General features: G+C 69.4%; 10 protein-coding genes, 1 pseudogene and 1 CRISPR repeat array. Of the genes and pseudogenes, 8 read left to right on the forward strand and 3 right to left on the reverse strand.

Annotation, left to right across the window (positions count from 1 at the left end; genetic code table 11):
* Positions 1 to 64: 64 nt before the first annotated feature.
* Complete coding sequence (locus ACFXJL_RS20255) at positions 65 to 520, forward strand: RICIN domain-containing protein (protein WP_384694260.1); 456 nt, start codon at positions 65 to 67, stop codon at positions 518 to 520.
* Between the two features lie 84 nt (positions 521 to 604).
* On the opposite strand, the gene ACFXJL_RS20260 is transcribed toward ACFXJL_RS20255, so the two are convergent.
* Positions 605 to 1597, reverse strand: coding sequence for an AraC family transcriptional regulator (locus ACFXJL_RS20260; protein ID WP_384694263.1), 993 nt, complete (start codon positions 1595 to 1597; stop codon positions 605 to 607).
* An 80-nt stretch (positions 1598 to 1677) separates the two neighbouring features.
* On the opposite strand from ACFXJL_RS20260, the gene ACFXJL_RS20265 reads away from it, so the two are divergent.
* On the forward strand, positions 1678 to 2529 hold the full coding sequence (locus ACFXJL_RS20265; protein ID WP_384694266.1) for an NAD(P)H-binding protein: 852 nt from the start codon (positions 1678 to 1680) through the stop codon (positions 2527 to 2529).
* A gap of 258 nt (positions 2530 to 2787) precedes the next feature.
* Here the strand turns inward: ACFXJL_RS20265 and ACFXJL_RS20270 are convergent, their stop codons facing one another.
* On the reverse strand, positions 2788 to 4353 hold the full coding sequence (locus ACFXJL_RS20270; protein ID WP_384694425.1) for an ATP-dependent DNA ligase: 1566 nt from the start codon (positions 4351 to 4353) through the stop codon (positions 2788 to 2790).
* A gap of 705 nt (positions 4354 to 5058) precedes the next feature.
* On the opposite strand from ACFXJL_RS20270, the gene ACFXJL_RS20275 reads away from it, so the two are divergent.
* From ACFXJL_RS20275 to ACFXJL_RS20300, 6 genes and pseudogenes are all read left to right on the forward strand, one after another.
* Complete coding sequence (locus tag ACFXJL_RS20275) at positions 5059 to 6243, forward strand: MAB_1171c family putative transporter (protein WP_384638512.1); 1185 nt, start codon at positions 5059 to 5061, stop codon at positions 6241 to 6243.
* Positions 6240 to 7898 (forward strand): FAD-dependent oxidoreductase, encoded by a 1659-nt coding sequence (locus ACFXJL_RS20280; RefSeq protein ID WP_384694268.1) that lies wholly within the window; start codon positions 6240 to 6242, stop codon positions 7896 to 7898. Before ACFXJL_RS20275 ends, ACFXJL_RS20280 begins: the two co-directional genes overlap by 4 nt.
* A 121-nt stretch (positions 7899 to 8019) precedes the next feature.
* A complete protein-coding gene (locus ACFXJL_RS20285; protein WP_384694271.1) occupies positions 8020 to 8568 on the forward strand; it encodes a hypothetical protein in 549 nt (182 codons plus the stop codon).
* Positions 8569 to 8571: 3 nt separating this feature from the next.
* Positions 8572 to 10002 (forward strand): MAB_1171c family putative transporter, encoded by a 1431-nt coding sequence (locus ACFXJL_RS20290; protein ID WP_384694274.1) that lies wholly within the window; start codon positions 8572 to 8574, stop codon positions 10000 to 10002.
* 137 nt (positions 10003 to 10139) lie between these two features.
* Positions 10140 to 10568 (forward strand): SsgA family sporulation/cell division regulator, encoded by a 429-nt coding sequence (locus tag ACFXJL_RS20295; RefSeq protein WP_384638524.1) that lies wholly within the window; start codon positions 10140 to 10142, stop codon positions 10566 to 10568.
* A 58-nt stretch (positions 10569 to 10626) separates the two neighbouring features.
* Positions 10627 to 11441 (forward strand): annotated as a pseudogene (locus tag ACFXJL_RS20300) (helix-turn-helix domain-containing protein).
* Here the strand turns inward: ACFXJL_RS20300 and ACFXJL_RS20305 are convergent.
* Positions 11431 to 11859, reverse strand: a complete 429-nt coding sequence (locus ACFXJL_RS20305) for a hypothetical protein (RefSeq protein ID WP_384694278.1) — start codon at positions 11857 to 11859, stop codon at positions 11431 to 11433. The pseudogene ACFXJL_RS20300 and the gene ACFXJL_RS20305 sit on opposite strands and share 11 nt — an antisense overlap.
* 681 nt (positions 11860 to 12540) lie before the next feature.
* Positions 12541 to 12935: direct repeats of the CRISPR family, unit length 29 nt; unit sequence GTGGTCCCCGCGCATGCGGGGGTGGTCCC.
* The last annotated feature ends 10 nt before the right edge of the window (positions 12936 to 12945 follow it).

Genomic DNA, 12945 nt, shown 5'->3' on the forward strand with positions numbered 1-12945 from the left:
ACACCGCCCATATTCTCGTACAATTGTTCGATGTGAGTATCGGGTCGAGCGAGGAGTACATGACGTGAGCGGGGCCCTCTCGGCCGGCCGGTACCTGGTGCGCAACACCGGCAGTGGACTGCTCCTGGAGGTGTACCGCGGGGCGAAGGGCAGCGGCGCCGTGGTGCAGCAGGGCGCGGAGGACGGTTCCGTCGCCCAACAGTGGCAGATCGACCCCGTACCGAACGGCGGCGGTCTCTACCACTTCGTGAGCGTCGCCAGCGGCAAGCGGCTCGACGTGGCCAATGCCTCCACCGAGAACGGAGCCCGCGTCCAGCAGTGGCGCGCCAACAACTTCGGCGCGCAGGAGTGGATCGTCGAACAGCGGCTCGATGCCCCGGGCACGGTCTCCATCGTCAGCTTCATCAGCGGGCTCCTCCTGGAGGTCGCCGACGGCAGCAAGGAGGACGGCGCCCGGGTGCAGCAGTGGGAGGACAGCGACTCCCCCGGTCAGCAGTGGCAGCTTGAACGCTGCCCCTGAGCAACACCACCCGGACGTCGCAACCTTCCGGCACCCCCGTCAACTCGCCCCCGTCCAATCGGGTTGCGCGTTGGTGGTGATCGCTCATGGAGTCGAAATCGCCCGTGCCCGAGGTGCGGACGGAGGTCGTTGTCGTGTCGGCAGTGCGATTCCCGTGCGGTGTTCCTGCGGGCTGATGCCGCGAACGCGCTTGAAGGCGGCGCTCAGCGCGAACGAACCGCTGTAGCCGACCTTGCGGGCCACGGTGTCGATCGTGGCGTTCGTGGTGCGCAGCAGATCGGCGGCGAGGTCGAGGCGCCAGCGCGTGAGGTGGGTCATCGGCGGCTCGCCCGCGAGTTCATGGAAGCGTCGGGCGAGTTGGGCCCGGGAGACCCCGCAGGCACCGGCGAGGGAAGCCACCGTCCAGGGGTGGGCGGGGTCGTCCTGCATCAGCCGTAGGGCCCGTCCCACGACGGGGTCGCCCAGGGCGACGTACCACGCCGGTGCGTGGGCCTCGGGCCGGGCGAACCAGGAGCGCAGGGCGGCGACCAGCAGCAGGTCCAACGTCCGGTCGAGCATCACGCTCTGCCCCGGCTCCTCCCGCTCCATCTCTTCGGCGAGGAAGGGCAGCAGCGGGCACGTCCAAGTGCCGGCGGGGATGTGGACCAGCGGGGGCAGGGCGTCGAGCAGCCTGCCGCTGACTTCACTCTGCACCTGGTAGGTGCCGATGTGCAGGACGGTGCTGCCGTTGGGGTCGTTGCCCCAGGTCCGTACGCCCATGCGCATGGCCTGATCGAGCGGCTCCCCTCGCAGGGTGTGGCAGGTGCCGCCGGGACCGGCCAACACCTGGGGCGGAGTGTCGGGGCGGTCCGCAATGGTGTAGGGGGCCGGGCCGCGCGCAATGGCCAGATCACCCGGATGGAGCCGGACCGGGTCCCCACCCTCGGGGACGATCCAGGCGGATCCCTCGGTCAGACACATCAAGGAGAGGGGAGCCTCGTCCTCGACCCGTACGGACCAGGGCGGCGTCACCACCATGCGGAGCAGAAAGGCTTCACGGGCACGTGGCCCGTCCAACAGTCCGGCAAGTGCATCCATGAGAGCAGCCTAGACGCAGACGTATGGGATTGAGCCTCTGCAGCATGGATCGTCCACGTTGAGTGGTCGAACCTGGTGTCATGACAGCGAATGCAGAGCAGAATACGGTGTTGGTGACGGCGGCGACGGGCAAGACGGGCCGTCGGGTGGCGGCGCGGCTGCGCACCCTGGGCACCCCGGTCCTGGCGGGTTCACGCACCCCCGGGAGCGGTGCGGGCGAGGTCGTCTTCGACTGGCAGTCCCCAGCCACCTGGACCCCGGCGGTACAAGGGGTGACCTCGGTGTACGTGGCCTTCTACCCCGATCTCGCGGCGCCCGGAGCGGTCGAGGCGATGAGCGCTTTCGGCCGGGTGGCCGCGGCGCAAGGAGTGCAGCGGCTGGTGTTGCTGTCGGGCCGCGGTGAGCCGGAAGCAGTGGTGGCGGAGGACGCGCTACGGGAGTCGGGAGTGCCGCTGACCGTCGTACGAGCGGCCTTCTTCGCCCAGAACTTCTCCGAAGGCGTGTTGGCGGACAGTGTCGCCCAGGGGGCGATCGCCTTTCCCGGAGAGCAGACACCCGAACCGTTCATCGACGTCGACGATCTGGCCGACGTCGTGGTCGCCGCATTGACCGAGGACGGCCATCTGGGCAGGACGTACGAGATCACCGGCCCGCGGCTGCTCACGTTCGAGCAGGCGGCCACGGAGCTGGGGGCCGCGCTCGGCCGCGAGGTGAAGTACCTGCCGGTGTCGGAGAACGAGTTCGCCGCCCTGCTCCAGCAGGTCGGATTCCCCGAGCCGGACGCCGCCTGGCTGGCGGCGCTGTGCACCATGCTGATGGGCGGACACAACGCGTCGACCACCGACACCGTGCGCGAGGTGCTGGGGCGCGAGGCGAAGGACTTCGTGGACTTCGCCCGGGACGCGGTGGTGGAGGGCGCCTGGAAGGAGTGACCCGGGTTGCCGTGGTCCGCCGAGTCGACGCTCGGCGGACCGTGGCGGCGCCGCGCCGACGGACGGGTTCGGCGGACAGTTCCGATGGACGGCTTCGGCCTCAGCGCAGATGGTGGTGAGCGCCCGGACATGGGCGCGTCGGCCGGATGACACCCAACGGCGCCCTGGCTCCTGGCTCCTGGCTCCTGGCTCCTGGCTCCTGGCTCCTGGCTCCTGGCTCCTGGCTCCTGGCTCCTGGCTCCTGGCTCCTGCGTGACGTTATGCCCCCGCCTCCGGTGGCGCGACCACCGGACCGTCTTCGAGCAGCCGGTCCACCGTGTCGGCCTCGCGGGCGGACTTGTCGGGGCGGTGGCGCAACACTCGGGCGAACCGCAGGGTGACCCCGGCCGGATAGCGCGACGAGCGCTGCACCCCGTCGTAGGCGATCTCCACCACCAACTCGGGGCGCACCCGTACCGTGAATCCGTCGTCGTCGACCGCCAGTTCACCGAGTCGGGTGGTCTGCCAGCGCAGCATCTCGTCGGTCAGTCCTTTGAACGTCTTGCCGAGCATCACAAAGGTGCCGTCCGCGGTGCGTGCGCCCAGATGGAGGTTGGAGAGCGTCCCGGTACGGCGCCCGTGCCCCCACTCGGCGGCGAGGACCACCAGATCAAGGGTGTGTACGGGCTTCACCTTCAACCAGGAGCGTCCGCGACGGCCCGCCGAGTAGGGCGCGTCGAGTGCTTTGACCAGCACGCCTTCATGGCCGCGCCGCATGGTGGCGGCCATGAACTCCTCGGCCTCGGTGAGCTGGCGGTCGTCCGACGGGTCGAGGACCACGGTCCGCCGGATGCGCATCGGCTCGGGAACGACCCGGGCGAGGACGGCGTGGCGCTCAGCGCCTGACAGGTCGAGGGTGTCCTCGCCATCCGCGGTCAGGACGTCGAAGAAGACCGGCGACACCGGCAACGCGGCACGGGCCGCAGCCACGTCGGTGCGCGACCCCACCCGGGAGGCGATCTCCTGGAAGGGCACGGGTCGGCCCGATGCGTCCACCGCGATGACCTCACCGTCGAGGATGAAGGGGTCGCTTCCCATGCCGCGTGCCGCCGCACTCACCTCGGGCAGCCGATCGGTGATGTCGTCGAGGGAACGCGTGAAGATCCGGATCAGCGCACCGTCCCGGTGGACCTGGATCCGGATGCCGTCGAGCTTCTCCTCCACCGCACAGGGGACGGCGAGCGTTCGTACGGCGTCACCGACCGTCTTCGCGGTGTGGGCGAGCATCGGGTGTACGGGGGTGCCGACCCTGAGCCGGAACCGAGCGAGGGCGTCCGGGCCCTCGGCGAGGAGCGTCCGGGCGACCCGTGGGAGGGAGCCGTCGAGCATGACCGCACGGCGCACGGCCGGCGGCGGCGCGTTCGCGGCCCGGGCGACGGCCTCCAGGGCGATGGCGTCGAGGGCCCCCTGCCGCACCTCTCCCATCAGCAATCGGGTGAGGAACTGCTGCTCCTCGGCGGTTGCGGCGGACATCAACTGTGTCACCAGGCGTCTGCGCTCCCCCTGGGAGCCGGGGCCCTGGAGTGCGGCGAGCCCGGTGAGCGCCCGATCGACGCCCAAGACGGTCAGGGTGGCGTCGCGTGCGGGCGGCGGCGGCTCCTTGAGGGTGCTCCATCCGATGCCGATGCGACCTTGGGGGACGCGTCCGGCGAGGTAGGAGATGACCAGGGGGACCAGCGCGGGGTCGGTGTCCGAGAAGAGCTCGGCCAGTAGTTCGGTCTTCCGCGAACGCGCTGACGTCGCGGCCACGTCCCGGGACACGTCGGCGAGTCGAGCCAGCAGCATGGGGCCATGGTGCCCCGCACCGTGGAGCACCGCATCCCAGGACGGTTCGGGCTCCATGTGCGGTTCGGGATCCCAGGACGGTTCGGGATCCCATGTGCGGATCGGGATCCATGTGCGGATCGAGCCCACCCGGTCCGGGGCGACCTCGAACGCTTGTACGTCCATGCGGTGCAACCGCCACCGCCCCTCAGGAACGCCGTCGCGGCGGGAGCTCGCGCCGCTACCGGGCCTCCGCTTCGATCCCCTCGCGGGACGCCCCCGTACCCTCTCGCCCGCCCGCGTCACCCCACCGCGGAGGGACCTCGGCAACCGGCCTGATCGAGGAGTGCCGACCAGGCGCCGATCGCCCTCACACAGCCGTCCCGACGGACCGGTACCCGGGCAACTGTCGTGACGTATCAAGCCTGTTGCATACTGATGCACTACATCGCGGCATACGTACTACCCGCCCCCACGACCCCCCAGCGCGCGGAAGTCCGCCCCGAGGGACCGAGGGGCGCGGGGCACAGCCCGCGGCGTACGGTGACACGTGGGTGGAGGAACCCGACGAGTCCGTTCAAGGGCGGTTGAGAGCGTCGGGCAGAACCGGGGGTGGGCCGTGCGGAGCATGGACGGGGCAGTGCGCCGATCGAGCGCACGCCCGGAATCGGATCGCCGAGGACCGACGGCCGGCGTCGCCGTGCACCCCGGACGAGGTGGTGCCCCATGGACGACGTGAGCATGACGGCCCCCGCCGCGCTCCTCTTCGGAGCCTTCCTGGTGAAGCTGCCGGCCCTGGTGCGCAATCGGCACGACATCCTGCTGCGCGCGGTCTGCGGACTGCTGCTCGTCGCCAGTCTGGTGTTCCTGCTGGCGGCCGTTCCGACGGTCGCCGCGATCAACCGGATCTCCGGGATTCCCAATCTCGCCGCCCCCATGGTCTACGCGGTGCTGACCGCCTTCAGCGGCGCCTGTGTCGTACTGATCATCATCTGGCGCGGTGGCACCACGGAAGCGACCCGAAGGGCCTCGTCGATCTGCGTGATCGCCTATGGACTGGTGATCATCGCTCTGATCGTGCTGTTCATCCTCGGGGACGCACCGGTGGAACGGCGCGAGGACCTCGACACCTACTACGCCAACACCCCTTTCATCCGCGAGATGATCGTGCTGTACCTCCTGGCGCACAGCGTGGCCTCCGTCGTGATGACCGTGCTGTGCTGGCGCTGGTCGCTCCAGGTGAAGGGCGTGCTCCGGGTCGGCCTGCTGCTGATCTTCGGGGGGTACATCCTCAACCTCGGCTTCGACGTGGCGAAGCTGTCGGCCGTGGGTGCCCGTTGGGTCGGCCACGACTGGGACACCCTGTCCACCGATGTGGCCCGTCCGCTGGCCTCGGTGGCGGCCCCGCTGGTGGGCGGTGGTTTCATCCTCCCGTTGGTGACCCAACGGGTCGGCATCGGCTGGCGAACGGCCGTGCGGTACCACCGTCTCGCCACCTTGGAACGACAGTTGACGGGCGCTTCCGGCAGCGGCACATCGACGGTGGCCATCGGCCCCTGGGCCTCGCTGGAGCTGCGCCTCACCCAGCGCGAGGCCGCCATCCATGACGCGATCATCGGTCTGCGGCCGTACTTCGACTCGGCGATCCACGACGAGGTTTACGGCCAGGCCCTGGCCCAGGGGCATCCCCCTGACCGGGCCCGCATCCTCGCTGACGCGGCGATGGTCGCCGCGGCCGGCGAAGTAAAGGCGGCACACCCCAACCGGATGACCCTTGTCGAGGGCAAGGAGTCCGTGCAACCTTCCACCCAAGCGGATGATCTTGTGCAGATGTCCCTGGCACTGCGCCGTTCGCCCCTCGTCCATGAAGCGTGCCGCCGGGCGGCCTTGTCGGAGAGCAGCAACTCATGAGTGAACCCTTCAGATCCCCGCGAGCCGCCCGGGTGCGTCGGGCAGTGATCATCGGAGGAGGGTTCGCGGGTGTTCTGGCAGCCGCCGCGTGCCGGGCGTTCGTGGACGAGGTGACCATCGTGGAGCGCGACTCCCTGCCCAAGGAGCCGCTCCCCCGCAAGGGACTGCCGCAGGCACGGCACCTCCATGCACTGTGGTCGGGTGGCGCGGACGCCGTCGAGTCACTTGTCCCCGGGGTGACGGGCGAACTGCTGGCCGCCGGTGCCCGGCGCGTTCCGCTGCCCACCGGAATGGTCTCGCTGTCCCCCGGGGGGTGGTATCGACGCTGGCCGGAATCGCACTATCTGATCGCCTGTAGTCGGGACTTGTTGGACTGGGCGATCAGAGACTTGGTGGTCCATCAGCCGCGTGTCACCGTGGTGGAGGAGGCAGAACCCCTGGGTCTGACGGGCGATGCACGGCGGGTCGACGGGGTCCGAATACGCTTGAGGGACGGCTCCGAGCAGCTGTTGACGGCCGATCTCGTCGTCGATGCCTCAGGCCGTTCCTCACTGGGACCCCGATGGTTGCGGGAGCTGGGGGTCGGGCCGGTCAGGGAGTTGGCCGTCGATGCGGGGGTGGCGTACGCCAGCAGGGTCTACCGCGCCCCGGCCGGCTCCGAGGACTCGCCAGTCTTCGTCATCCAACCGGACGCCCGGCTGCCCGGGCCCGGCCAGTCCGCGAGCATCATGCCGATAGAGGACCAGCGCTGGTTGGTGAGTCTGTCGGGCACCCGCGGCGGCGAGCCGACGAACGACGAAGCCACCTATCTGGATTTCGCCAAAAGTGTGCGCCATCCGCTGGTGGGAGAGCTCCTCGCGCACGCCGAGCCGTTGAGCGGGATCACGGTGACGCGCAGCACGGTGAACCGACGGCGGCTCTACGAGAGGTGCCGGCAGCTTCCCGAGGGATTCGTGGCGGTCGGCGACGCCGTCGCCGCGCTCAACCCCATCTACGGTCAGGGCATGTCGGTGGCGGCGCTCGGAGCGGTCGCACTCCGTGACGAACTGCGCCGGGCCGGGGTCACGGCCCCGGGGCTCGCCCGGCGTGCCCAGCGCGCGATCGCCCGGCCCGCCCAGGTGGCATGGGCGCTCGCGACCGGGCAGGACATCTTCTACCCCGGCTCAAGGGGCCGGCTCCCCAACGCCGTCGACCGGCTGCTGAGCCGCTACGTCAACCGACTCGTCACCACCTCCACCGGCTCGTACTCCATGGCCAAGGCGCTCACGGATGTGATGACGCTCCAGTCCGGATTCGACCGGTTGATCCGCCCCGACGTGCTGATCGGAGCGGTACGGGGGCCACTGCGGCCCCGGCTGTCGGGCCCGCCGCTGACCCGGCGGGAGCTCGGATTCCTCGACCCCGATGAACACAGCGAACCGCACGAACACAGCGAACTGCACGAACACAGCGACCCCAACAACGCAGACGGTGGCGGTGGCGGGGGCGGCCCACGCGAACCGGCCGCAGTACGGCACGAGTCCGGACCCGCCGATCGGAGCGCCTCGGGTCCTGGCCCCCGGGTCGAAGTCACCGGAAAGCGACACGGAACCGCGGCCCGGGCACACCGCGCACCAGATCGCGCGGCACAACAGGATCCGCCGGACATCACCTGATCGTGTCCGGATTCCTCAGCACGTTACCGGGAGTCCGCGCCCACACCCCCTCGGCCTCGGTACGGTGTGGGCGCAGGCCGAGGTCGTCGAGCGGGGGAGCGGAGTGGGCACCAAGAGCGCGATGCGCCAGCTTCGCGACGAACTGACCCGTGCAATCGAACAGGCCAGGCCGGTCGGACCCGAGGACGTCTTCGCCGCCCTGTGCGCCCGACTCAGCGAACGGCGCGGCAGGCCGGTGGTCCTCCATCTGGTCGACTTCCCTCCGCAAACGGCCAGTGGGCTCTATCTGGACATGGCGGACCGGGATGTCATCTGCGTCCAGGCGACCACTTCACCCCTGCACCAACTGATCATCTTCGGCCATGAGGTCTGGCACATGGTCGCCGGACACGGCAGCGCGCATCCCGGCGTGCTGGTCGACCCCGCACACCGGGCACCTGACGGGACGGCCACCGCCGCCCGGTTGGCCACCGACAGCACCGGCCTGCCGACCGTGGCGAAACTGGCCGCGCGCACCGACTTCCGCCAGGCGCAGGAGACGGAAGCAGAAACCTTCGGACTGGAGCTCGGGGCCCAGCTGCGCCGTTGGCTGGAACGACCGGGCGACCCCGCACCCACCAGCGCACTCGCCCAGCGTATCCAGGCATCTCTCGGACACCGCCAAGGCTGAACCATGCGCAACAGCGACTACTACCTCCCGTCCGTCCTCCTGGCCATCGCCCTGGCCGCGAGACTGCCCGCGCTGCGCCGCGGCTGGCGTGATCCGCTCGTACGCTCGGTGCACTTCCTGCTGTTCACCGCCACGTCCTGCTTCGTCCTCGCCGCCCCCGCCACCATCGCCCTGATCAACGGCCTCACGGGTACGCCCAACATCGCCGCCCCACTCGTCTACTGCTTCCTGTGTGCGTTCAGCTGTACCTGTCTGGTCCTGATCGCGTACTGGCGCGGCGGCCCTCCGGAGCGCGTCAGACGGGTGACCCGCGGCTGGATCGCGGCGTACGGGACGGTGATCGCCGTCCTTCCTGTCCTCTTCGTCCTCGGGGAAGCCCCGGTGGAGCGACTGCGGGACTTCGACACGTACTACGCCCACACCCCCTTCCTGCGGGAAATGATCGTCCTCTATCTGCTGGCGCACACGGTGGCAGCCGCCGTGACCACGCTGATGTGCCTCCTGTGGGCGCGGGCGGTGGGCCAGTGGCTGCGGGTGGGGCTGTGTCTGTTGGTGGCGGGATTCTTCTTCAACCTCTCCTTCGGGGTGGCCAAGCTGACCGCGATCAGCGCTCGGTGGGCGGGCGGGAACTGGGACGTGCTCAGTACGACGGCCGCGCCGCTGCTGGCCTCGGCCGGCGGGCTGACCACGGCGATCGGATTCCTGGTGCCCCTCCTCGCACCGCGGTTCACGGCAGCCCTCCAAGCCGGCCTCACGTACACCCGACTCGGTGCGCTGTGGCACTGGCTCAGCCGCGCACAGCCGGGTGCAGAGGTGCCGAGGCGCCCTCGGATTCCCTGGTGGGCCGCGCCCGAACTGCGGTTGACGGTCCGCGAGACGGTGATTCACGACGAACTGCTCAGGCTCCAGCCGTACCTCGACGACCGTGTGCGGCGCCGGGCCTATGCATCGGCGGTCGTGGGCTACGCGCCCCGGAGGTACGCCAAAGCGGTGGGCGTGGCGGCGATGGTGGTCACGGCGGTGGAGGCACGCCGCGACGGTCAGCCACCGGGCGAGGGCTCGGATCCCGCACAGGCGGGGGTCCATGCGCTGACCGCGGCGCTCAGTCCCGGGCGGGAGGGGTTGGTGCGGCTGTCGCAGATACTGCGCTCGCCCTATGTCACCGACGCGGTCCGCAAGGAGGCCGCCGGTTCAGCGGAGCCCCCGTCCGACGGAGAGGACCAGGCACAGCCTGCCGGCGACGGCACCGTACCGCGTCGGGCGACGGTTCGGCCCGGTCCGGTCCCCGCGCCGACACACGAGTACGCACCCACCGTCATCGGTCGATGGACCTGTCGGGCCCGTTGTCGTCAACGAATCACCTGGATGTCGTACGGAGTCCGCTGCGCGGTCCAGCCGTGCGCCCTTGAGGATCGCCCCATCGACCCCGTCTGAGCTGGGCGAAGACAACACCGACCAACAAAAGTGACGCAGGTCACATCATACGATCGTCCTCCTGGTGGAGTTTCCCGGAGCCGAACTGCGTCGTAGCCCACGAGGAGTTGACCAAGCAGCCACAGAGGAGCGCCTCGATGTTCCCCACTGTTGAACAGCCGGTCCCGGCCCACCTCATCAGCGACGCACCCGAGCCAGTGACCGTGACCGTTCGTCTGAACTACGACGCCCAGGACCCGCTTGCGGTCCACATGATCTTCCCCACCGCGGTCTCCCTCGACGGGGCGTGCGTGACCTGGACCTTCGCCCGTGCGCTCTTGGATTCAGGACTGCACACGCCGTCGGGTGAGGGCGATGTCCACATCTGGCCCTACAACCGAACGCACACGATGGTGGAACTGCGCTCGGCCGAGGGAGTGGCCCTGTTGCGCTTCGCCAGCGGTCGACTGCGGCACTTCCTGCTCCACTCGTACGCCACGGTCCCGACGGAGTCGGAGAGTCAGGCCCTCGACATCGACGCCGGCCTCGCGGCCCTGCTCGGCGAAGCGAAGGACTGGCAGGACTGACGAGGTCGACCAGCCCCCTGGCACTCCTCCGCCCGATCCGGCGTACTACCGTCGAGACTTGACGACTGCCGCATCGAGGACGACGGAAGTGGGTCCGCTCCTGCGCGGTTGGCGCGAGCGGCGACGGGTGAGCCAGTGGAACTGGCCCTGCGCGCGGACTCCTCCGCCCGGCACATCAGCTTCATCGAAACGGGACGCTCCCGCCCCAGCGAGGAGATGGTCCTACGCCTCGCCCAACACCTCGACGTGCCCGTCCGGGAACGCAACTCACTGCTCCTGGCCGCGGGCGATGCGCCCAAGTACGCGGAGACACCCCCCTCGCCGATCCCGCGATGGCAGGGCTGCGCGAGGGGATCGATCGGCTCCTGCTGGGCTACGAGCCCTACCCCGGCATTCGTCGTCGACGGCGTCTACGACGTGGTGGCGGCGAACCGCGGCATCGGCATGCTGTTGGAGGGGGTCGCGGACCATCTGTTGACACCGCCGCTCAACGCCATGCGCATCACGCTCCACCCCGAGGGCCTGGCCCCGCGCATCCGGAATCTGCGTGAGTGGCGCGCCCATCTCCTGACCCAGATGGAGCGTCAGATCGCACTGGTCCGCTCCCGGGAACTGCGCGCCGTGTACGAGGAGGTGGCCGGCTATCCCACCCCGCCACGCGGCGAACCGATGAAGGCCAGCCATGAGTTCGCCCCGCATCCCTACTTCGCGCTGCCGATGCAGATCGAACATGACGGGCACGTACTCTCCTTCGTGTCGTCGATCTCCACCTTCAACACCCCCATGGATGTGACGGTCGCCGAGTTGGCCATTGAGACGTTCCTGCCCGGAGACCCGGCGACCGTCGAATTACTGCGCTCGCTCACCCTCTGAAGGGGGTCTCCCGAGCCCCGAGAGCGGCCCACTGAAGCGCGGCGAAAGCCGCCACCACCAACGACTGGAGCACGATCCACACCGAACCCGCGACGGTCGGGTCGAACCAGAGCAGGGGCGAGGCGAGGCTCAGCACGACCCACAGCGCATTGCACTCGATCACGAGCTTCACGGGGAACGCGGGCGGATTGCGCCGGGCGCCGACCACTGCGACCAGGAGCGCGTATCCGATGAGGAAGATCCCCAGGACCAGCAGGGGCCCCTCCCCCACCCCGGTCAGTCGGGCGACGGTGCCGGGAACCGCGGCGTAGGCCAGGCCGTTGACTCCGGTGACGACCGCGTCCAGGAGCAGGAAGCGGCGCAGCATGGCCCGGGGCTCGGTGGTGCGGGCGATACCGGAGAGAAACGTGGCGGACATGGTGGATCGGCCTCCATCGGGATCGGCTGAACTCTCGTGTTCCAGTGACCCGGGCGGAGTGCGCCGCCCGGGTCCCGGTGGGTCCAGACTGCCGGCGGGGATGACGGCGGTCGATTACGCGAGAGGTAATGGCGGGGTTGGCTCCAACTGTGGCTTCCGCACAGGTCACGCCGTCGCCCACATGGAGACTCCGTCCACCGGGAGCCAGAACGGGAACCACGGATGGTGATTCATGGGCCCTGACTCAGCCTTGGGAACCACCGACGCCGAAGATGCGGTCCATCGCTTCCGCTCCACCAGCGATCACAGGGCGCAACTGCCTCCGGTAGACCCGTTCCGTGGTAGCGGTAGGGCTGTGTCCCACGCCCCGGGCAACAACCTCAATGGGAATCCCGTGGTCAGACATCAGGGGTAAGAAACCCGTGCGAAGCTCCCGCGCCGTCCATTCGCACGGAGCCTTGACTTGCATCCCGCAGCAGCGTTCTCGCCCCAAAAGCCAAGGAGCCGTTGAGCGGGCAGATCCTCTTGGGAAGCGGATATCGATGGCGACCCGATGATGCGGGATAATCATGACGCCGCACCGTGGGCGAGCAAAGAACAGGAATATTGCCCGATATGCCGGATCTTGCAGAAGTCAGTAAAAACAGGCTTCCTCTCAGATGAAACCGCTGGTCAGGAACTGTGGTCCCCGCGCATGCGGGGGTGGTCCCGGGCGCTCAAGGCACAATGGCCGGTGCCGGGGGTGGTCCCCGCGCATGCGGGGGTGGTCCCAGCGATCCGACCCGTCCTATTTAGGCGGGTTGGTGGTCCCCGCGCATGCGGGGGTGGTCCCGCGCCCAGTACGGCCTGTTCAGCCTCCACCAGGTGGTCCCCGCGCATGCGGGGGTGGTCCCTCCCGGACGCCGTAGCCGCGATCATCGCCGCCGTGGTCCCCGCGCATGCGGGGGTGGTCCCGGGCTGGCTAGGGTCGTTCCTGGCGTTGTCGTGTGGTCCCCGCGCATGCGGGGGTGGTCCCAGCGATCCGACCCGTCCTATTTAGGCGGGTTGGTGGTCCCCGCGCATGCGGGGGTGGTCCCGCGCCCGTAC

This window comes from Streptomyces sp. NPDC059256, from assembly GCF_042753785.1.
In the GTDB taxonomy this organism is placed as follows: domain Bacteria; phylum Actinomycetota; class Actinomycetes; order Streptomycetales; family Streptomycetaceae; genus Streptomyces.